20 protein-coding genes and 1 tRNA gene are annotated in these 20,940 nt (G+C 60.3%); 11 read left to right on the top strand and 10 right to left on the bottom strand.

Going from position 1 to position 20,940, the window contains the following annotated elements:
- Window positions 1–14 precede the first annotated feature (14 nt).
- The gene (locus M9924_04365; protein MCO5063632.1) at window positions 15–287 is read right to left on the bottom strand and encodes a DUF4242 domain-containing protein; all 273 of its coding nucleotides are present in this window, start codon (window positions 285–287) and stop codon (window positions 15–17) included.
- A 147-nt stretch (window positions 288–434) separates the two neighbouring features.
- On the opposite strand from M9924_04365, the gene M9924_04360 reads away from it, so the two are divergent.
- Both M9924_04360 and M9924_04355 read left to right on the top strand, forming a co-directional pair.
- Window positions 435–2,957 carry an AAA family ATPase gene (locus M9924_04360; GenBank protein ID MCO5063631.1) on the top strand — a complete coding sequence of 841 codons (2,523 nt, stop codon included), beginning with the start codon at window positions 435–437 and terminating at the stop codon, window positions 2,955–2,957.
- Between the two features lie 41 nt (window positions 2,958–2,998).
- On the top strand, window positions 2,999–3,379 hold the full coding sequence (locus tag M9924_04355) for a nuclear transport factor 2 family protein (protein MCO5063630.1): 381 nt from the start codon (window positions 2,999–3,001) through the stop codon (window positions 3,377–3,379).
- 67 nt (window positions 3,380–3,446) lie between these two features.
- Here M9924_04355 and M9924_04350 read toward each other — a convergent pair whose 3' ends face one another.
- Both M9924_04350 and M9924_04345 read right to left on the bottom strand, forming a co-directional pair.
- Window positions 3,447–3,653 carry a hypothetical protein gene (locus tag M9924_04350; GenBank protein ID MCO5063629.1) on the bottom strand — a complete coding sequence of 69 codons (207 nt, stop codon included), beginning with the start codon at window positions 3,651–3,653 and terminating at the stop codon, window positions 3,447–3,449.
- A 36-nt stretch (window positions 3,654–3,689) separates the two neighbouring features.
- Complete coding sequence (locus M9924_04345; protein MCO5063628.1) at window positions 3,690–4,484, bottom strand: GNAT family N-acetyltransferase; 795 nt, start codon at window positions 4,482–4,484, stop codon at window positions 3,690–3,692.
- Between the two features lie 376 nt (window positions 4,485–4,860).
- On the opposite strand from M9924_04345, the gene M9924_04340 reads away from it, so the two are divergent.
- Window positions 4,861–5,892, top strand: a complete 1,032-nt coding sequence (locus M9924_04340; GenBank protein ID MCO5063627.1) for an acyltransferase — start codon at window positions 4,861–4,863, stop codon at window positions 5,890–5,892.
- A 24-nt stretch (window positions 5,893–5,916) separates the two neighbouring features.
- Here the strand turns inward: M9924_04340 and M9924_04335 are convergent, their stop codons facing one another.
- On the bottom strand, window positions 5,917–6,432 hold the full coding sequence (locus tag M9924_04335) for a hypothetical protein (GenBank protein ID MCO5063626.1): 516 nt from the start codon (window positions 6,430–6,432) through the stop codon (window positions 5,917–5,919).
- Between the two features lie 80 nt (window positions 6,433–6,512).
- Window positions 6,513–6,812, bottom strand: a complete 300-nt coding sequence (locus tag M9924_04330; GenBank protein ID MCO5063625.1) for a helix-turn-helix domain-containing protein — start codon at window positions 6,810–6,812, stop codon at window positions 6,513–6,515.
- Between the two features lie 72 nt (window positions 6,813–6,884).
- On the opposite strand from M9924_04330, the gene M9924_04325 reads away from it, so the two are divergent.
- Entirely contained in the window at window positions 6,885–7,238 is a 354-nt protein-coding gene (locus tag M9924_04325) for a hypothetical protein (GenBank protein MCO5063624.1), read from the top strand.
- Between the two features lie 223 nt (window positions 7,239–7,461).
- Window positions 7,462–9,147, top strand: coding sequence for an arylsulfatase (locus tag M9924_04320; GenBank protein MCO5063623.1), 1,686 nt, complete (start codon window positions 7,462–7,464; stop codon window positions 9,145–9,147).
- Between the two features lie 42 nt (window positions 9,148–9,189).
- Here M9924_04320 and cadA read toward each other — a convergent pair whose 3' ends face one another.
- Entirely contained in the window at window positions 9,190–11,073 is a 1,884-nt protein-coding gene (gene cadA, locus M9924_04315; GenBank protein MCO5063622.1) for a cadmium-translocating P-type ATPase, read from the bottom strand.
- A 256-nt stretch (window positions 11,074–11,329) separates the two neighbouring features.
- Between cadA and M9924_04310 the strand changes: the two genes are divergently transcribed.
- Window positions 11,330–11,686: a hypothetical protein gene (locus M9924_04310; GenBank protein MCO5063621.1), complete on the top strand. Its 357-nt coding sequence runs from the start codon at window positions 11,330–11,332 to the stop codon at window positions 11,684–11,686.
- Window positions 11,687–11,716: 30 nt separating this feature from the next.
- Entirely contained in the window at window positions 11,717–13,666 is a 1,950-nt protein-coding gene (locus M9924_04305) for a pyrroloquinoline quinone-dependent dehydrogenase (GenBank protein MCO5063620.1), read from the top strand.
- Here M9924_04305 and M9924_04300 read toward each other — a convergent pair.
- Entirely contained in the window at window positions 13,663–15,090 is a 1,428-nt protein-coding gene (locus M9924_04300; GenBank protein ID MCO5063619.1) for a mannose-1-phosphate guanylyltransferase/mannose-6-phosphate isomerase, read from the bottom strand. The two genes, M9924_04305 and M9924_04300, sit on opposite strands and share 4 nt — an antisense overlap.
- A 185-nt stretch (window positions 15,091–15,275) precedes the next feature.
- Between M9924_04300 and M9924_04295 the strand changes: the two genes are divergently transcribed.
- Window positions 15,276–17,126, top strand: coding sequence for an adenylate/guanylate cyclase domain-containing protein (locus M9924_04295; GenBank protein ID MCO5063618.1), 1,851 nt, complete (start codon window positions 15,276–15,278; stop codon window positions 17,124–17,126).
- Between the two features lie 185 nt (window positions 17,127–17,311).
- Here the strand turns inward: M9924_04295 and M9924_04290 are convergent.
- A tRNA-Arg gene (locus M9924_04290) sits at window positions 17,312–17,388 on the bottom strand.
- A gap of 224 nt (window positions 17,389–17,612) precedes the next feature.
- Between M9924_04290 and M9924_04285 the strand changes: the two genes are divergently transcribed.
- A complete protein-coding gene (locus tag M9924_04285; GenBank protein MCO5063617.1) occupies window positions 17,613–18,257 on the top strand; it encodes an OmpA family protein in 645 nt (214 codons plus the stop codon).
- Between the two features lie 6 nt (window positions 18,258–18,263).
- Here the strand turns inward: M9924_04285 and M9924_04280 are convergent, their stop codons facing one another.
- On the bottom strand, window positions 18,264–18,455 hold the full coding sequence (locus M9924_04280) for a hypothetical protein (GenBank protein ID MCO5063616.1): 192 nt from the start codon (window positions 18,453–18,455) through the stop codon (window positions 18,264–18,266).
- Between the two features lie 91 nt (window positions 18,456–18,546).
- On the opposite strand from M9924_04280, the gene M9924_04275 reads away from it, so the two are divergent.
- Both M9924_04275 and M9924_04270 read left to right on the top strand, forming a co-directional pair.
- Window positions 18,547–18,876, top strand: coding sequence for a hypothetical protein (locus M9924_04275; protein ID MCO5063615.1), 330 nt, complete (start codon window positions 18,547–18,549; stop codon window positions 18,874–18,876).
- A 69-nt stretch (window positions 18,877–18,945) separates the two neighbouring features.
- On the top strand, window positions 18,946–19,641 hold the full coding sequence (locus M9924_04270) for a class II aldolase/adducin family protein (GenBank protein MCO5063614.1): 696 nt from the start codon (window positions 18,946–18,948) through the stop codon (window positions 19,639–19,641).
- A 4-nt stretch (window positions 19,642–19,645) separates the two neighbouring features.
- On the opposite strand, the gene rhaI is transcribed toward M9924_04270, so the two are convergent.
- Complete coding sequence (gene rhaI, locus M9924_04265; GenBank protein MCO5063613.1) at window positions 19,646–20,935, bottom strand: L-rhamnose catabolism isomerase; 1,290 nt, start codon at window positions 20,933–20,935, stop codon at window positions 19,646–19,648.
- Window positions 20,936–20,940 lie beyond the last annotated feature (5 nt).

The raw sequence follows: 20,940 nt of genomic DNA, 5'->3' as shown, positions 1-20,940 counted from the left end.
TCCGCGAACCGAAATCAGTTGTAGAAATAGGGATCGAGCACCCGCACTTCGGTGATCTTGTCAACAGGCAGGCCGTTGCGCTTGGCGGCGCTGCGGATCGCTTCGGGCGAGCCGGCGTCGTAGATGCAGAAGGTTCGCGTCTTGTCGGGCGAGACATAGGAATGCACCCAGGTCACGCCATCTTCGCCGTTTCGGGAAACAACCAGGCTGCAGGCTTCGACACCAGTGGCATCGACGGGGATTGCGAGACCACCGGGGAACGTTCTTTCGACGAGATAACGGGGCATTTCGGAGCTCCTTGTGTTGAATGACATGCAGAGACTGCGCTACCGGAATGGCGGGCGCATCGGAGAAATTCCCCATACGCGTGCAGTGGATTCCCTATTTTTGGGTCGCCCGATCGACTATGCTTTTCCGGTCACCGGAGTTTGCCTTTGCTTCTGGAGCGCGAGGACCATATCGAACGCATGATGCAGTTGCTTGGCCGTGCCCGGTCGGCGGAGGGGTGTATCGTCGCGCTGGTCGGAGAAGCCGGCGTTGGCAAAACAAGTCTGGTCGATGCTTTCGTTCGCAAGATCGGGGACCGTACGCCCGTCTTGCGCAGTGCCTGCGAGGACCTTTCCATCCCCGAACCGCTGGGACCGCTCTATGATCTGATCCGTACGGCGAGGCTCGATCTGGCCATTGCCGGGCCAGGAGGCTCGCGACTGCATCTCTTTTCCGAATTGCTGCACCGATTGAGCCATGGCGCCCAGCCGACCGTATTGATCATCGAGGATGTGCATTGGGCTGATGACGCAACGCTCGATCTTATCCGATTTCTCGGACGGCGGATTGCTGGCACCAATATTCTCGTCGTGCTCACCGCGCGCAACGAAGCTACCGAGGGCCAGAGACGGCTTCGACAGGCTCTCGGGGAAATCCCCTCGGGAACGATCCGTCGGATTGAAGTTCCGCTGCTGAGCGAGGCAGCCGTGGCGCGGCTTGCGGCAGAGGCCTGCCTCGATGCATCCGCAGTGTTTCGCGCAACCGAAGGCAATGCCTTTTTCACCAGCGAAGTGATTGAAGCGGGGAATGCCGAGGCCCTGCCGGGCAGCGTAAGTGATGCCGTCCTTCGTCGCGCGGAACGGCTTTCGCCCGGTGCGCGGGAGGCGCTCGATACTGCGGCAGTATTTCCGCGCCGGGCGGAGCTTGCAATCCTGATGGACCTGCTTGGAGCAGATGGAGTGCGCCATACCGGCGAGGCCATCGCGGCGGGACTGCTGGTAGAGGCGGGGGATCATCTTCAGTTTCGCCACGAGATTGCTCGCCGCGCCATCGAGGCCGCACTGCCGGAGGGCACCCGTCGTGCGATCAACGGCAAGGTTCTTGCCGCGCTGAGCGATGCAGCCGACGTCCCTGCTGTACGGCTTGTGCACCATGCACGACAAGCCCATGAGTCGGCCATCGTTCGACGCCTCGCGCCTGCCGCTGCTGCGGAAGCTTCTGCTCTCGGGTCGCATCGCGAGGCGTCCGAAATGCTCTCGGCGCTCCTGAGCGACCCTGATGGCGATACCCTCCCCGATTTTGCCGAGTTGTCGATGGCGCTTGGCATCGAGCTCTATCTGCTCGGCCGCATGGACGAGGCTTTGATGAAAGCCGAGGACGCACGTCGCCGGTACGAACAGCAAGGCGACCTGCTCAAGGTGGGCGACTGCCTGCGATGGATTTCGCGTTTCAACTACCTCAACGGCGACCGGGTGGCCGCTGAGTTTCATGCCGCAGCGGCCGTTCGGCTGCTTTCCGCCCAACCGCCGGGCGGGGAGCTGGCGATGGCCCTTTCCAACCAGTCGCAACTCTCCACGCTGGCGGATCGCGTCGAGGAATGCCTGCGCACAGGACAGGCGGCCGTTGCCCTCGCCACCTCGATCGGGCGTCGCGACATCGTCTGCCATGCCCTCAACAATATGGGATATGTGCACCAGTGGCAGGATCTCGACGCCGCACGAAAAGGCCTGACGGAAAGCCTCGACATGGCGCTGGCAGACGATTTGCAGGAGCACGCCGCGCGCGCCTACTGCAATCTCGGCTGCCTGTTGATAAACTGGTTTGCCTATGCCGAGGCCGAGCGGGTCTTGTCGGTCGGCGTGGCCTATTGTGTCGAGCGCGATCTGGATACATGGCGCGACTACATGCGGGCATGGCAGGGTGAACTGGCTCTCCGGCTCGGCCGCTGGGACGAAGCGGCTGCAATCGCGCTTGCGGTTCTCGGCAATCCAGCTGCGACGCCGCTGTCCCGGTTTCCCGCGGGCCTGACCCTTGCGCGCCTCCGCATCCGGCGCGGCGACAACGCCGATGCGCTGCTCCAGCAACTGGACCAGTATCTGGTTCGCGGACGCGAGTTTCAGCGGCTCGCCGCCTATGCCGTGGTACGGGCGGAAGCCGCCTGGATCACCGGCGACGGGAAACGGGAAGCGCTCGCCCTGTTGGAGGAGTCCATTGAGCTCATGCCCAACCGCAAGCTCTATCCGGAGTTGATCTTCTGGCACGCGAAGCTGAACGACATTTTCCCCGACACAAAAGAGATTGCTCCCTTGGCTTCGGCGGACATGCCGTTCGAGCAGGCGTTGCTCTTGCTCGAAGGAACGTCATCGGAGCGCATGGCCGCGCTGTCCGCCTTGCGCAGTCTCGGCGCAACTGCCGTGATCGAAAGGGAAAGCCGCGCGCAGGCTTCGCGCGGGGTTGTTTCCGTGCGCGGACCCGGTCGGAGCACCACGGAAAATCCGCTCGGCCTGACACAACGCGAGATGCAGGTTCTGGCGTTGATTGCGCAAAGCCGCAGCAACAAGGCCATCGCGAGGGAGTTGGCGATCTCGCCGAAAACTGTGGATCATCACGTTTCCGCCGTGCTGGGAAAACTGGCCGCCAGCTCACGGCTGGAGGCTGCAAACAAGGCTCGAGACCTGAGGTTGGTTTAGCATTCCCCTATTCAATTGCCTGGCCGGATGGAGACAAGCTCATGGAAATTCGATTGGCGCTGAAGGAACTATGTGACGCCTTCAACATGCATGATCTCGATCGCATCATGGCGTTCTTTGCCGAAGACTGTGTCCTTGAAATGCCGCGGGGAAACAAGCCATGGGGGGCTCGTTTCGAGGGCAAGCAGAACGTACGACAAGCACTGGCAACTCGCTTCGAAGGACTGCCCGATGTCCACTATGGCAATGACGAGCATTTTGTGGATTCGGCTACGAACACCGGAATTTCGAAGTGGACTTTGACTGGCACGGCCCACGACGGGACAAGGACGGAGGTCCGAGGTTGTGATTTCTATTCGTTTCGAAACGGCAAAGTGATCCGCAAGGATTCCTATTGGAAAATCGTGGAACAAGACGTTTGAAGATGTGACGGTAAAGATGGCAGTTCCGCCATCGCGAAAGACTAGAGCGTTTCACAGTTAGTTTGAATCATTCTGTTTGTCGTTTGGCGAGGCGGGCCACGAGGAAGGTCGCGAAGAACGGGCTGGCTGCCCGGTCGAGCGGCATGACGAAGTGGGTGCCCGCCAAACGCAAACCCGAAGGGCCGGGCCGGTTTGCGCCAAATCCTTCGGTCTTTGTCTTGTCCGGGCCACCAGCCCGACCTGCGACAAACCCCTTGGCCTTGTCGCAAGCCATCGCCGGCAGAATGCTTCAAACTAACTGCGAAACGCTCTAACGGGTAAAGCGCTCTTGCCGGGCAGGCGTAGCTGCCCCGCAAACCAGGGCCGGCTCCAGGCGCAGACCGCACGCCTCGACCATGCGGCGTGAGGCGGTGTTTGTCGCCGAAACAAGCTCGTAAATATGCGTCGCGCCGAGATCGCGAAATGCGCTGATGATCATCCGGGCATTGATGAAATTGCCAAGACCGTTGCCGCGCAGATTTTCCGCGACGGCAACCAGTCCACCCCATGCGTATGATTGAAAAGGACTATACGCGTTATGCGGCATATAGCAGTGCGCGGCAGCCACGACATCCTTCGCACCATTTCCGAGCGCGACTGTCTTTGCCGGTCCGCAAGAACCGGTCAGGAAAGAGCCTGAGAAAGGAACGATGCCGGCAGTTCCCATGAGCGCCTGGGCACGCTTCACAGGCTCGCCGAGCGGATCGGTTGGCAGGACAAGCTCGGCAAGATCATCTGGCAGGCGGCGGGACAGGATCGCCTCGCATGCGGCCGTTGCTGCCTTCTGGTCGGCAACAAACACGTCCCACGTGTCAAGGCGGTAAGCTCGATCTAAGAGTTGCGACTTGATCTCATCGACTTTGCCCGCCTCGATAAGTCGGAAGCCGCAAGCACCGTCACGGTCGAGAAACGCATCGATCCGATCCCAGCCAAGCCGTTCAGGATCGTCGCAGCCCATCATGCGGCCATTTTGGCAAGCGCCGGGCGTACTGGTGATGAAATCTACACTTGCTTCGGCCTGTGCCTGCAGGCGCTGTTGTGCTTCGGTACCGAAATAACCCGCCACGCAATTTTCCTGATTGCAATACTGCCAAGCTAGCAGGCGCGATAGCTTCCGCCAAGCGCTCGAAACCGGGTCCTATATACGGCCAATGCGCACGTTTCGAGCAATCTCATCAAGGTGCGTGGCCTAGGTCCAGCAGCAGCCACCCGAAGATGAATGTGAGGGTACCCACCTGACGATGCAAATCCAGATCGTCGACAGTGCAAGCCGAACCGATCGGTCGTCAAGCGGTTGGTTTTTCTGGAAAACGATGCTATTTTTGCTGCGTTGCAGCAATTTTTGGACAGGTGACACGGGCCGTCCGACAGCGCGGATTGATAGTACCTGATGTGGGCGAAGCGGCACCAACCGCGGTCGTTCGAACGCAAGGTTGAGTTGCATGCGAACGCTTTATTCAATCCAGTACCTGAGAGCTTTTGCGGCACTTGCCGTTGTCGTATTCCACGCCGCTGAGCGCACGGGCCTGCACTTCGTCATCGGCGCCGCCGGGGTCCACGTCTTTTTTGTGATCAGCGGCTTCATCATGGCTGCCATCAGTGCCGACAGGCCGGCAAGCCCGAAAGACTTCTTCCGAAATCGTTTGCTGCGCATAGCGCCGGCATATTGGGCCGCAACGCTTGCAATGCTTCTCGGCGGCGCAGTCGGCTTGTTTCCGAATCTCAAGATCGAACTGGCCCACACCTTGGGATCGTTCCTCTTCGTGCCTGTGCATTCTCCCAGCGGGGACGGCCTCGCGCCCCTGCTCGTACAGGGATGGACGTTGAACTATGAGATGTTTTTCTACGCCGTTTTCGCATTGGTTCTCTTTTTGAAACCTTCTGCGCGCTTCCCGGCGCTTGCATTGGCCTTCAGCGTTTTGGTGTTGTCTGGCTTGTGGTGGCGACCGGAGAATCCGATTGTCGGCTTCTACACCAGCCCACTCATTCTGGAGTTTGTAGCAGGAGCCGCGCTCGCGAAACTTTGGCAAAGGGGCAAGCTCCCTCCGGCATTCATCGGGATACTGCTTGTTTGCCTTTCACTAGCCGGTTTTGCAGCGATCCAGATATTCAGGCTTCGGTTCGACGCCTGGACACTGGGGCCATTGGCGACCCTGTTGGTGTTCGGCGCTCTGGCAATTGAGGTCCGCGGAAAATTGCCGGCAGTCCCCACACTCGGCTATCTCGGTGAAAGCTCCTATTCGATCTATCTTTGGCACACCTTCGCGATTTCGATCGTCGCCAAGGTCGGGCTGGCGCTCGGCGTTCCATCCCTCCTTTTGTTGCTGGTCGCTACGGTGTGCGGCACGTTTGCAGGCATTGTCGGCTATGAATGCCTCGAAAGGCCCGTGCAGCAGTTCTTGAAGGGACACCGTTCGGGGCTTTGGCGAATTCCCATGCGCGGTCGGACAGCGTTGCAGGTAGAGGGGAAATAGCATTTCGTCCGCGTCGCGCACTGACTACAGGACCGGTGCCGACGGCTTTCCATGGCTGGACCCGGTGCGTAGCCGTTCCTCCAGATGCTGGGCCCGTTCGACGGTGCTCTGGCAGCGAACGACCAGCGCTTCACAAACGTCGTGAAACAGATCCTGCTTGCCGGCGTCGAAATACAGCTTGGCCTGATCGACATAGGAATTGTTGTTGCGGATCATCAGCAGCAGAAACAGGGCCTCCTCCGCGGTGTCTTCATCGAAGAGCCGCAGTGTGCTGAGGTCGAAAGTACCGAGGCCGCTGCCGTAGAACCGGCAGGTCTCGATATAGATGGCGTTGAGCCATTCAGTCTGGGTCAGATGTCCGGCAAGCCTGTCGCGCATTGCGGTGTAGTGACGGACCGCATTGGCGGCCTCGGTCCTCAGGTGACGGCTGGCGCGCTGCAATTCGCGCCTCTCAACGATCCAGTCATTGAGTCGCGTAATCATGAAACCTATTGCCGCGCCGAAGAAGGCTGTGACTACGGCCAGGAGTGTGCTGTCCACTGTGATGCTCCCCATCTCTTTCATTCATTGCAAAGACACCACCTGCTTGAACTGACAGGGAAAAGCCCTGCGCGTTCGCCTTATTTCGCCTTTTCCGGAGCGGCTCGATAAGCGCGGAGCCGCACCGGATTGAATATGAAGCGTTTGTATTCCCGACGGATCAGGCCTTGCTGCTCAAGGTGCCTGATCACAGGTCCAGCGCTGTTGCGTGACAAGCCGGCCATTTCACCGAGTTCCTGCTGGCTGCAGTCGATGAAGGTTTCTTCGTCACTTTCCATTCCCGGCCCCGCCAGTCGACAAAGCGTGGAGGCTATCCTTGTTTGCGGATTGTCATCGAAGAGCGTTGCGGCCAGCAACAGGGCGTTGTCCAGATGCGACACCGATATCTCGGCAAGACGTCGCCATATCGTCGGGTCGCTTTGAGCAAGTCGCTCAAGGCGAGCGAGCGGAAGATGGAGCACATCGACATCAGTCCGCGCGAGAAGTTCGACGCGGCGATGGGTTCGAGTTATTGCCGCCGATTCACCCGCCCACCATCCGGGCCGCGCTATGAAGCCAAGAAAGGGCGGGGAGGGTCCGGCGGCAACCAGCACGCTGAGGAATCCGCGCACGAGGCAGAACAGGCCGCCTGGTCCGTCACCCAGAGAGTAAAGCTGCTCACCCCGCCTGTGGCTGCGCAATTCGCATGCGCTCAGCAAAATCCTCCTGAATTCCTCCGGCTGCTTGGAGAGCCAGCCAAGTTCCGAAGCAACCTTCTGCGCGGCCACGACGGGCATGAAAAAATCCTCAGCTTTGCACATTGGTGAGCATCGAGCGCTCCCAACTTGAGCTAGGCTCTTGCCTGAATGCAAGAAGGGACAGTTGGCTATGAGCACAAATCTCCAATCTTCCATTCTCGCCGCACATACGCGTGCAAGCCAGATCGGACGGATCTGTCCATGTTTTTCCTAGCCATGAACAAGCCCGTCGCGTTCGCTGGCGAGACCTGTGTTTCGGAAAGAAGCCTAAGAACCGCAAATGGAGGAAACGATGCCTGCGGATATTCAACCGAGCAATGCGGCTATCGGAAAAACAGCAGAAATTGACGAGCCCGAAGGTCTGACGCGCAGGAACCTTCTGCTCAGTTCGACGGTACTCGCCGCCCTTTCCACCTTGCCCCCGCTCGGTGCAGTCCAGAAAGCCCAGGCGCAACAGAAGGCCACCGGCAAGAGGCCAAACATACTTGTCATCTGGGGCGACGACATTGGTTGGCAGAATGTGTCTGCCTATGGCATGGGCACCATGGGTTACACGACGCCGAACATTGATCGCGTCGGCAGCGAAGGCCTTCGCTTCACCGACCACTATGCCCAACCCAGTTGCACAGCCGGTCGGGCCGCTTTCATTACCGGCCAATACCCGATCCGTTCAGGCATGACGACCGTCGGCCAACCCGGCTCCGCTCTCGGCCTGCAAGCCGGCTCACCCTGCCTCGCAGAAGTCTTGAAGGCAGCCGGCTACCGCACCGGCCAGTTCGGGAAGAACCATCTGGGCGACCGCAACGAGCACTTGCCCACGATGCACGGTTTCGACGAATTCTTCGGGAACCTCTATCATCTGAATACGCAGGAGGAAGCGGAGCAACGCGACTACCAGCGCTTCGGCGCAGCATTCTCCGGCAATATCGAGGACTATGAGAAGCGTTTCGGCACAAGGGGTGTGCTGCACTGCAAGGCCAGCGACAAGGACGATTCGACGGAAGACCCGCGCTTCGGTCGGGTCGGCAAGCAGACCATCGAGGACACGGGCCCGCTTACCCAGGAGCGCATGAAGAACTTCGACGAAGGAGAAGTCATCCCCAAGGCGCTCGATTTCATGGGTAAGGCAAAGCAGGCAAACGAACCCTTCTTTGTCTGGCTCAACACAAGCCGAATGCACCTTTACACCCGCCTGAACGACAAATGGCGGTATGCCGCGGAGGACTATACGTCGGAGGCGGATCTGCATGGATCGGGCATGCTGCAGCATGACCACGACGTGGGGCTCGTGCTGGACTGGCTCGACGCGCAGGGCCTCGCCGACGACACGATCGTCTGGTATTCGACCGATAATGGGCCTGAACACACGTCATGGCCGTATGGCGGCACCACTCCATTCCGCGGCGAGAAAATGACGACCTATGAAGGCGGCGTGCGCGTTATCTCTATGGTGAGGTGGCCTTCAGGCCTTCCGAAGGGCGAAGTACGCAATGGTATTCAGGCGCATCAGGACATGTTCACCACATTTGCCACTGCAGCGGGTGTGGAAGGCATCGGCGACCAGATGATCAAGGAAAAGAAGCAATACATTGATGGTCTGGACAACCTCGCCTACTGGAAAGGCGAGGCCGACATGAGCAAGCGAACCTCCATATTCCATTATTACGAAAGCAAGTTGACGGCTGTTCGCATGGGGCCGTGGAAGTTCCATTTTTCGACAAAGGAGGACTATTACGCCGATGTCCTTCCGAGAACGGTGCCTCTGGTTTTCAACATCCGAATGGACCCGTTCGAGAGTTTCGACTCAGCCGATGCTTATGGCCATCTGATGCAAAAGGTTTCCTGGCTGATTCAGCCCATGGGTGTCCTGATGCAGGAGCATCTGCAAACGCTGGCAGACTATCCGCCGGTGCAGGGCGGATCATCCTTCGATATGTCGAACGTGGTGGAGCAATTCATGAGCAAGGCACAGCAATAGCACCTTGGTACCGGCCCGGCGGGCACTTGCGTGCCTGCCCGGTCAGGGATTGCGAATGGGATCGGCGAGAAGTCGCAGACCGTTCAGAACGACCAGCACCGTGCCGCCCTCATGTCCGATGACCGCCAAGGGAAGCGGCAACTGGAGAAACAGGCTCGAGCAGACAAGCACGATCATCGCACCCATCGCAAATGCGAGATTCTGACGGATGATCAGCCGGGTGCGCCTCGCAAGCCTGTGCGCTGCGGCCAATCGCGCCATGTTTTCCGACAGCAGTGCAACATCCGCCGCCTGCAAGGCCACTTCACTGCCCGCCGCACCCATGGCAATTCCGACGTCCGCCCGGGCAAGCGCAGCGGCGTCGTTCACGCCATCTCCCACGAACGCCACTTTGCCGCGTCTGGCCAGTTCGCCCACCAGCCTGACCTTGTCGCCCGGCAGAAGGTCGGCGTGAATCTCATCCGGCTTGAACCCCAGTTCCTGCCCGATCCGAAGGGCGACAGGCCGCCTGTCCCCGGTCATCATGGCGAGGTGCCGAACACCGCCGAGCTTTAACGCCTGCAGGCCCGGCACCGAGGTCGCGCGAGGCCGGTCCGCAACGCTGATCGCGCCAGCCAGCACATCGCCGCGGCCGACATAGATGACGGATTCCGGCTTGTCCGCAAACGTGGCGACCGCAATGCTCGAATGATTGGCGTTCATTCGCTCCGCAATCCGCTTGTTGCCTGCCCACACGATGTTCGCCCCGCAGCGTCCCCTTATCCCCTCGCTGGGAATCTCCTCGACATCGGTGACGATGGCAGCCTTAACGCCGCAATCGTCAGCGTAGCGCCGAATGGCGGCAGCACTCGGGTGTTCGGAATGGGCTTCCACACCTGCCGCAAGTGAAACCAGATCGTCCTCTGCGGCTTCTGCGATGACCCCGGTCACTTCTGCTTTTCCAGTCGTCAGCGTGCCGGTCTTGTCAAACGCGAAGGTGACGACTTCCGCGAGCGATTCGAGCGCGGAGCCGCCCTTGAAAAGCACCCCGCCCCGGGCCGAGGCGGCAAGTGCGGAGAGGATCGCGGCGGGTACCGAAATCACGATTGCACAGGGGCTCGCGGCCACGAGCAGGGTTGCGGCCCGGTAAAGTGCATCGTCAATGGTCCAGCCGATCAGGACAAAGACACCGAATGCCAGTATCGAACCGATCAACACCGCAATGGTGTAGCGCTGTCCGAACCAGTCACTGAAGCGCTCGGAGGGCGCGCGCGCGGCCTGCGCTTCCGTCACCAGGTCGATCATCCGCGCCACTGTGCTTTCGGCGATGGAGTTGGTGACCTCAACGGTCAACACTGCATTCAAATTGACGGTGGCTTCGAAAACCTTCGAGCCCGGGGCCTTTTCGACAGGCATGGACTCGCCGGTGATCGTCGCCTCGTCCATCGCGCCCAGCCCGGACCTGACGATGCCGTCCGCCGGCACCCTTGCGCCGGGCCGGATGACGACCGTGTCTCCCGGTTGGAGGTCCGCTGCGGCAATTTCTATGACCGTCCCGTCCGGCTGCTGTTTCAGCGCCGTATCGGGCCGAAGCGCCATCAAGGCTTCGACCGCGCGCCGCGCGCGTGACAGGGCGCGGTGTTCAAGCGTTGTCGAAATGCTGAACAGGGTCAGCAGAACCGCGCCCTCAAACGGCGCTCCGACAATGGCGGCGGCCACGGCGGCGATGACCATGAGAAAATCGATGTCGAGTATGCGCTTGTGCCAAAGCTCGGAGAGCGCCGAACGAAGCGGGGGAATACCGCCCGCCAGATACACAAGAGCTATTCCCGCAAGCCCCCATGCGCCCGGAAAGAGAAAAGTGTGGATGGCTGAAAGAACGAGGCCGATGACGGTAAGCAAAGTCAGCGTCGTCATCACGCTGTCGGACGATAGGTCGATTTTCAAGAGTCAATCCTGGCTATGCCGCAATGGCATTGGCTTGAATTTGGCTGGAACAGCACCCTGCCTATAACAGCCTTTGGTGTGTTGGCACAGTTGTGCCAAGGTATTGTCGATTGCCACATGGGAGGAGAAGCCGCTGTGCAGCGTCGGCGACGCTGTGATAGCGTGTCGATGGAGATGGCGAGCGCAGCGGCTCGAGGTGGACTGTCACACGGGTTGCACCACTTTGCAGCATTGATGCTGGCTGAGGATGGACACTATGGCCCAAACGGTTCTTTGGCGTATCGGCGCGTTCGTGGTGGTCGTGGCCGCCCTGATCGGCCTGGGCGTTTCGATTGCGAACTACTTCAACCCCGATAGCGGAATTGCCGGCGAGCCGGGCACATTGCTGGTTATCGCTTCGACAACGCTGCTCGCCATATTCGGCTGGTTGCTGAGCGGTGACGGCTGGCGCGGCACATTGCTGCGCACGTTCATCGTCGTCTGTACTGTGCTCAACATTATCGGCACGGGTTTCGCCGGCTATCTCCTGCATAGCTGGTTCCTTTTGGCGGCAATGCTGCTCGCAGCGCTCGGTTGGATCGCCAGCCAGTTCTTCAAGGTACGTCGGGCCTGAAACAGGTCATCGGTACGAGGGGTGATTTCGATGATAAGCATTCGGTCCACCGCCGCGGTCCTTGTCGCGCTGCTTGCGACCATGCCGCTTGCACATGCGCAGACCGCAAGCTGGGACACGTTCAACGGCGACCTCAAGGCCCAGAAGTTTTCACCGCTGACCCAGATCACCCCGGAGAATGTGGGTGGGCTCGGCCTCGCATGGAAAACAAAGACGGGAGACGTTTCGGCGGGCGGCCCGCCGCCGGCTGGCATGCACATGAGGGCCGACCAGTCGGGCAAGGTTCCGACAGTGCTGCCTCCGACCGTCTGGTCGGCGACGCCGATCTTCGTGAACGATACCCTCTATCTGGGCACTCCGTTCTATCGCATTTTCGCGCTGGAGCCGGACACCGGCAAGGTGAAGTGGAGCTACGACACGCATGCCGTGCTTGAAGCGCTGACGCAGCCTGATCTCAAGAACAGGGGCGTGGCCTATTGGCAGTCGGACGACATCAAGCCCGGCGAACCATGCCAGAAGCGCGTCTATATCGGGACGATGGACGCAAAGCTGCATTCGGTGGACGCCGATACGGGCACGGCCTGCGCCGATTTCGGAACGGCCGGGGTCCTCGATGTCAACCAGTGGAACTATCTGAACGCCAAATGGCCGCTGTCGCTGCTTCAGCCGCCCACGGTCTACAAGGATTTCCTCTTCGTCGGCTGGGCTGGGCGCGACTGGACCGATGCGCTCGATCCGCCCGGAACGGTTTTCGCACTCGATGCCCGCACCGGGGCGCTGCGCTGGACCTTTCATGCGTTGAATGCCGAGGACGCATCCCGAAGCGGCACCGCGAACGTCTGGGCGAGCATGTCCGTCGATCCGGAGCGCAATCTTCTCTATCTGCCGGTCAGTTCTCCGAGCCCCAATTTCTACGGTGGTGACCGCATCGGCTCGTTCGACCTCGCGACGTCCGTTACGGCGCTGAACGCGACGACCGGCGAAGTCGTCTGGAGCCGCCAGCTCGTGCACCACGACATATGGGATTTCGACACCAACGCCGCACCGACCCTTGTCGATATCGAAAAGGACGGTGTCACGGTTCCCGCGCTGGTGCAGACCTCCAAGCAGGGCTTTCTCTACGTATTGAACCGCGAGACGGGCGAGCCGATCTATCCGATCGAGGAACGGCCCGTTCCGGCCTCGACCGTGCCGGGCGAGCAAGCCGCTCCGACGCAACCCTATGTCGCCCTGCCGAAATCGGTGGTTGAGGACAAATGGCCGGGCGTGTTCTGGCTGGCCGACGCAATGAGCTTCGGCTATTGCAGCCGCACCGCAGCCAAGCTGCGCGACGAGGGGCGCTTCACGCCGCCGAGTCTTGAAGGAACGCTTGTCTATCCCGGAACAATCGGCGGGACGGAATGGGGCGGCGGCGCCGTCGATCCGCGAACCGGCATTTTTGTCGTCAACTATTCGAGCGCGGTGCAGATCTACAAGCTCATACCGCGCGCCGACTATGAAACCGCCGCCCAAAAAGGATCGGAGACCGGAGGATATTTCCCGATGACGGGCGCGCCATACGGCGTGCAACTCACGACATTCCTGAACCCCATAGGCATGCCGTGCTGGAACCCGCCTTATGGTTCGATGGCCGCCTACGATCTCAAGACCGGCCAGCAGATCTGGAACAAGCCATTCGGCCAGGTGCAGCACTGGGGCTTCTACATGCCGGAACCCTGGGGGTCCATTACCCTCGGCGGCCCGGCGATCACCGCAAGCGGACTGGTTTTTGCCGGAGCATCGATGGATTCCTATGTCCGTGCCATCGACATTCGGACCGGCGACGTTCTTTGGAAGAGCCTTGTGGGCGCGCCTGCCGTCGCCCTTCCAGCGATCTATGAATACAAGGGCAAGCAGTATGTCGTCTTTACCGCCGGAGGCAATTCGATCCTCACGCCCCGCGTGAGCGATGAAATCGTCGCGTTCACCTTGCCTAACTAGACTCGGGCATAGATGTCGTCGAACCGGACGATGTCATCTTCTCCGGTATATGAGCCGACCTGCACCTCGATAATCTTCAGGTCGGTCGTACCCGGATTGCGCAGGCGGTGGACGCAGCCGATGGGGATGTGGACCGCCTCATTCTCATGAAGGTATCTGACCTCATCGGCGATGGTCACTTCGGCCGACCCCTCTATGACGACCCAATGCTCGGCACGAAGGCGGTGCATCTGAAGCGAAAGCGCAGCGCCTGCGCGCACGCAGATGCGCTTTACCTGAAAGCCCTGCCCGACATCGATCCGCTGATACCAGCCCCACGGGCGACGGGTGCGCGCATGCTGCGTGGCTTCTGCCCGACCTTCCTCGAGAAGCACGCCGACGAGGTCCTTGACCTTCGACATCTCGCCCCGCGACGTGACCAGTACGGCGTCCGGCATTGAGACCACCGCCACTTTCTCCAGCCCGACGACACAGGTCAAAGGGCCTTGCGACAGCACGAGGCTGTCTCTTGTGTCCACCACCGAAACCTTGCCATCCAGCACATTGCCGTCGGCATCGGCAGGCCCTGCGGAAAACACCGCTTCCCATGACCCCATGTCCAGCCATGAAAACCCTGCGACAATGACCGCGCCGCGCTCTGTCTTTTCCATGACGGCGCGGTCGATGGAGATTGCGGGCGCGGCACTGAGCGCTTTGGCGTCGAGCCGCAGGAAATCCGGGTCGCGCCGCGCACCTTCAAGGGATTTACTGACCGCCGCCAGCACACCAGACGCATGCATCCGCATTTCCTCGATCATCGTGGCGGCGGAGAACACGAAGTTGCCGGAGTTCCAGAGCAGTCCGCGTTCGATGAACGCCTGCGCAAGGACCGCGTCCGGCTTTTCCGTGAACGCCTTCAGGTCGCGGACGCCCCCTTCGGCCGGTGTGTCCGCCTCGATATAGCCAAAGGCGGTCGACGGATGATCGGGCCTGATGCCGAACACGACGATCCGCCCACCGCGCGCAATGGCCGCCGCATTGAGGCAATCCGCCAGAAAGGCATCGTTGTCAGCAATAAAATGATCGGATGCGAGCGCGAGACAAACGGAGTGCGGATTCTGCTCCGCCACTCGGGCGGCACCCGCCGCCACCGCTGCCGCGGAGTCGCGCGCGACTGCCTCCAGAATGATCTCGCCATCGACGCCGATTTCCTGCATCTGCGCCGCCGCAATGAAACGGCAGTCCTCGCGCGTCACGATGACCGGCGGCGCGAAATGGGGACCGTGCGAGCGCAGAAGCGTGCGCTGGAAGGTCGAATGGCCACCGACCAACATTTGGGAAAATTGCTTCGGCATGGACGCGCGTGAGACGGGCCACAAACGCGTTCCCGATCCACCCGCGAGAATGATAGGAACAATCAATCCGCACTGACGCGTACTCTCCATCGCGGATGACTCTCGAACAAGGACGTCCGGACTGCATATATGTATATTAGGCAACTATAATATTGTATGGCCGGGATATTCACCGCTATTTGCTGTGTCTGCCGACCGGACGCGGCCGAATGGACATCTCCGCACGGCGGAAATACGATCCGCTCCACGTTTCCGCCTCAGGTGCATCTCGCTCAATGACCGAAGAACGCGTCCAGCGCCGACTTGCAGCAATCGTCATGGCGGATGTCGTGGGATATTCGCGGCTGATGGAAACGGACGAACTGGCCACACTCGCCACCCTCAAGGATGTTCGCGCGACGATCCTCCAGCCGATTGCGCTGGCGCATGGCGGGCGGATCGTCAAGGTGATGGGCGACGGTTTCCTGATGGAGTTCACCAGCGCGGTAAACGCGGTTGCGGCGGGTATCGAACTACAGTCGCGGATGGCAGAGGCAAATTCGAGCCTGCCCGAAGCACGCCGCATCGTCCTGCGCGTCGGCATCAATCTCGGCGATGTGGTCATTGACGGCGGCGATCTCTATGGCGACGGGATCAATGTCGCCGCGCGGCTTCAAAGCCTGGCCCAGCCCGGCGAGATATATGTTTCCGCAAGCGTTCACGATCAGGTCAACCGCAAGATCGCCTCGACATTCGACGATCTCGGCCCAAAATCGCTCAAGAACATCGCAAGGCCCGTCCAGATCTACCGGGTTCGGACAGTTCCGCTCGACCGTGCACCGGAGCCATCGGTCGTCTCGCCGCCCGGCAAGCCGTCGATTGCGGTCTTGCCTTTTGAGACTGGCGGCAACGATCAGGAATGGTTCTCTGACGGCATTGCGGAAGACATCACCACGGCGCTGGCAAAGAGTCGGAGGCTGCGGGTCGTCTCGAAGAACTACAGCTTCGCCACAAGGGGGCGCGACCTGCGAGGAAGCGAGATCGCGCGGGATCTCGGCGTTCAATATCTTCTGGAAGGAAGCGTGCGCCTTCTCGACGAGCGCGTGCGTGTCTCCACGCGCCTGCTTGAAGGTGCAAGCGGCGAACTGCTTTGGGCCGAGCGATTCGACCGCAACTTCGCGAATGTGTTCGCAATTCAGGATGAGATAACCGAGGCTGTTGTCCGGCACCTTGAACTGGAACTTCTGCCGGATGAGCGACAGGCTATCCGGCAGGCGCGTACCGAGAACATCGAGGCGTACCATCATGAACTGCGCGGCAGGCAGTTGATGCAGGCCTTGACCAAATCCAACCTCCTGCTTGCCAGGCGCATGTTCGGAAAGGCGGCGGAACTTGATCCGGGTTACGCGCGCGCCTATGCGGGCATGGTCATTTGCGATTGCTATCTGCGCGATTGGCATGGCCAGCACGTGTCCGCAGACGATATCCTGCCGATTGCAGAAAAGGCGCTCGACCTCGACCCCGGTCTTCCCGAAGCACGTATCGCCCACGGTTTCGCGCAATTCTGCATGGAGAAATACGATGAGGCGGATCGCTCATACAAGGAAGCGCTTGTTCTCGATCCCAATTCGTTCGAAGCCAACTTCTTTTACGCGTCAACCATCGTCCGCTTCCGCAACGACCGGAAGCATATGGTTTCCTTGTTCAAGCTGGCTGCCCGCCTGCGACCGGACGACTACGTTTCACCGATCATGATCGCCGGCTTTGTCGACAAGGACGATCCCGACAGGATTGAATGGGCACGAGAGTGCGTCGAGAGGGCGGAACGGGCGTCGCGCCTCTATCCGGAAATGGCTTCGCCATTGCACCGGGGCGCGCTCGCATTTGCTTATCTCGGGGACAGAACGAAAGCTTATGCTTGGTTGGAGCGTGCGCTCGCGATCGACCCGGACGAATTCATAGCTCTGGTCAATGCCGCCGGTATCCACGCAAGGTTCGGCGAGGTGGAGGATGCGCTGCGCTATCTCGAAAGGGCGGGCCGGGACGTTCCTCAGAACACCATCGATATGATGAGAAACGACGCCGACTTCGATTCAATCCGGGAAGACCCGCGCTTCTCGCAAGTGTTGCGGCCGCGCGAATACTGACGCGTCACGAAGCGCGAGCGAACTTGAGAAATTGAGCCGTGCCACATTTGAGTATGCTCTTGTCCGGACAGTGACACTCACGGCGTGAACCGGGCGAATCGCCGGGACGGCTATGCCTAAGCTGCCGCCCTGCCAGAACGGGTGACCGTGATAGCCAAAGCTTCCTCGCTCTTTCTCAGGATGCCTGGCGCACCCGACAGGATTCGAACCTGTGACCTCTGCCTTCGGAGGGCAGCGCTCTATCCAGCTGAGCTACGGGTGCTGATGGCACGGCAGCGATGAAATATCAAACGCTCGCGCTACATAGCCGAAGCAATTGCGGCCATCAACAGCGAAACACAACCTGCCCGGAATGCGCGGTGCGGAAACTGCCGAACTGTGGAGATGGTGGGCATTGAGGTTGCCGCGCTTTCAATTCCGCCATATTCCGACAAATACAAATGGAATCGGTTGGTGCTCGCACGAGCGTTGGAAAGGGAGCCAAAGATGAAGAAACTGGTTGCGGGTGCCGTCGCGATGACCCTTATCGCAGGCTGCACCACCGATCCATTTACGGGCGAGCAAAAGCTTTCCAATACTGCCGGCGGCGCTGGCATCGGTGCGCTTGCCGGTGCAGGCATTGGCCTGCTTGCAGGCGGAAATGACCGGCGAAATGCGTTGATCGGCGCTGGCATCGGTGCGCTCGCGGGCGGCGCGGTCGGTAGCTACATGGATCGGCAGGAGGCTGAACTGCGCGGCTTCCTTCGCGGCACCGGTGTGTCTGTCACCCGCAACGGCGACCAGATCATCCTCAACATGCCGTCCAATATCACCTTCGCGACCGACCAGGATCAGGTGGTCCCGGCCTTCTATGAAACGCTCAACGCGGTGGCGCTGGTCATCAACAAATACAATCGCACAATCGTCGACATCAACGGCCACACCGATTCGACCGGCTCTGCGAGCCACAATCAGGCATTGTCGCAACGCCGCGCCTCATCCGTTGCATCCTATCTCGTGAGCCAGCGCGTGGATGGCCGCCGCTTGGCGATCAACGGTTTCGGAGACACGCGTCCCATCGCCAGCAACGCCACGCCCGAAGGTCGCGCCCAGAACCGGCGCGTGGAAATCTATCTTTCGCCGCTCACGTGAAGCGGTCTAGCTGAAGAACAGAATCCGGTAGAGCGCGAAAGCGCCAAGCCAGACTGCGGCAAGCATTGTGCCCGCCATGGCCAGCAGCCCGAGGCCGATGGGGTTGTCGCTTATGCCCAGCGCGCCCACGATAATGAGCGGCAACCAGCTCAGGACAAGCAAGGCAACTGTGATCTTTATCGCGGTGCTGACCCTCATTCATGCCTCCCGGATCGTCCACATATAAGTTCGTATGGACTGGCGCAAAGCGGGTTCCGCAACGTAAACGGGGTGTCCAGGATCGACATTCATGCCCCGCAAAATCTTCCCATTGCCAAGCGTCGAAGACCCGAAAAGCGCGCGAACGCTTGGGGAGTATATCGCGAGCGGCTATCAGGTGCGAGCGCGATGCACGAATGCCGGCTGCAATCACAATGTGAGCGTGAACCTCGTCGTCGTCGCACGTTATCTCGGCGCGACGCATGGCGCGGCGCCCGACGAGCTGAAGCCCTATTTCTACTGCCCTCCCTGCCGCGAGGCTGGGCTTGGAGACGACAATATCGTCTTTACGCACTATTCTCCGACTGCGCCTTGCTGCACGGTTTCGCAGCGTTGGGTCGTCGACAAAACTGCCGCGTAGCGACGGAGGCTGCAAGCCACTTGGCAATCTGAAATTTGGTCGATAACAGCATGGCCAGCATCAGATGGAGTGGCTGAAATGACGGATAACGCGGCGCTGCGCAGGGAAATGGTCGGTATCTGCCGCCGGATGAACAGCAGCGGCATCAATCAGGGCACGGCAGGCAATCTCTCCGTGCGGCTGGACAAGGGCTTTCTTATCACGCCCTCCGGCATGCCCTACGATACGATGAGCCCGGACGACATCGTGGAGATGGATTTTGACGGCACCTATATCGGCCATCGTCCTTCATCCGAGTGGCGCTTTCACCGCGACATCCTCAAGGCGCGCACCGATATCAACGTGGTGCTGCACTGCCACTCGATCTTTGCGACTACCCTGGCGTGCCATCACAAGACGATCCCGAGTTTCCACTACATGACGGGGGTGGCGGGCGGCACCACGATACGCTGCGCGGACTACGCCACATTCGGCACGCAAGCGCTTTCCGACAACGCCCTTGTCGCGCTCAAGGACAGGCTGGCCTGCCTGCTTGGCCAGCACGGCCAGATTTCGCTCGGCAAGAATATGGAAGCCGCGCTCTGGCTCGCAATCGAGGTCGAAACGCTCTCGCGCATGTATGTCCACGCGCTCATGCTTGGCGAGCCGCCGATCCTGCCCGACGCCGAAATGACGCGGGTCATCGATCAGATGAAGCGCATGAGCTATGGGCTGGCGCCCGATGCGGAAGGCACGAACGACAGCGCGCGTCCGCGCAAGGCCTGACCTTTCAAACTATCCCGCCGCCGCCTGATGCGACGGCGGGCCGTTCCCCGGCGACCTTGGCCCGATAGCCGCTCGCGCGATAGGTCGCAACCGGATCGATGGCGCCACCCGTCCTGTGCCGCGCCATGGCAAGAATAGGCTCGACATCCGTGCGAAACGCCGTCTTGAGCGCCTGCGAGGCCATCAGCGCATCGTTGCTTTCCTGGAATGACCGCAATGCGTCGCGGTCGACCAGCAGCGCGGCGGCATAGGCGCGCAGCACCTCGATTGCCGACATCATCAGGCTTTCAATCGGATCGGTCACGTTGTGGCTCTGGTCGAGCATATGCGCCGGATCGAACCCCTTCGTTCCGGCAAGCTCGGCATCGACCAGTTCGTTGAAAACGAGGAAGAGGCGATAGGGATCGATGGACCCCGCGTCGAGATCGTCATCGCCATATTTGGAATCGTTGAAATGGAAGCCGCCAAGCTTGCCGAACTGGATCAGCCGCGACACGATCATTTCAATGTTCACGTTCGGCGCATGATGGCCGAGATCGACAAGGCAAAAGGCGCGCTCGCCAAGCTCCTTCGCAATGATGTAGTTCGTTCCCCAATCCTGCACGACGGTCGAGTAGAATGCGGGTTCATACATCTTGTGTTCCGTAAACAGCCGCCAGTCCTGCGGCAGTTCCGCATAGATCGCGCGCATTGAGTCGAGATAGCGCTCGAACGCGCGCGCGAAATTGACCTGTCCCGGAAAATTCGAGCCGTCGCCGATCCAGACCGTAAGCGCCTTCGAACCGATCTCCCTGCCGATCTCGATGCATTCGATGTTGTGTTCGATTGCCTGTTGCCTTGTCGCCCGGTCGGCATGGGAAAGCGAACCGAATTTGTAGGACAGCTTCTGGTCCGCGGCGTCAGAGAAGGTGTTGGAGTTCATCGCGTCGAAGCCTAGGCCAAAGCGCGCCGCGGCCTGCTTGAGGCGCTTCGGATCTGCCTTGTCCCATGGAATGTGGAGTGAAACGGTCGGCGTCGCGCGGGTCAGTTGCTGGATCACCGCGCAATCCTCGATCTTGTCGAACACGTCGCGCGGCTCTCCCTGGCCGGGAAAGCGGGCAAAACGGGTGCCGCCCGTTCCCACGCCCCAGGAAGGAATGGCGACTCCGAACGCCTCGACCTTTTTCAGGATGGTGTTTATGTCGATCCGCCTGCGGTCGAGTTGCTCGCCAAGGGCGTCGAAATCGCTTTGGAGCGCCTTGAGGCGTGTGTCGTTTTCTTTCGCGACGACGTCGCGGCCAATCATTGTTTCCATATGAT

It is taken from the genome of Rhizobiaceae bacterium (assembly GCA_023953835.1).
Taxonomy (GTDB): Bacteria; Pseudomonadota; Alphaproteobacteria; order Rhizobiales; family Rhizobiaceae; genus Mesorhizobium_G.
Note: the sequence above shows the minus strand (reverse complement) of the source record. Positions and strands in the feature narration are given on the sequence as shown.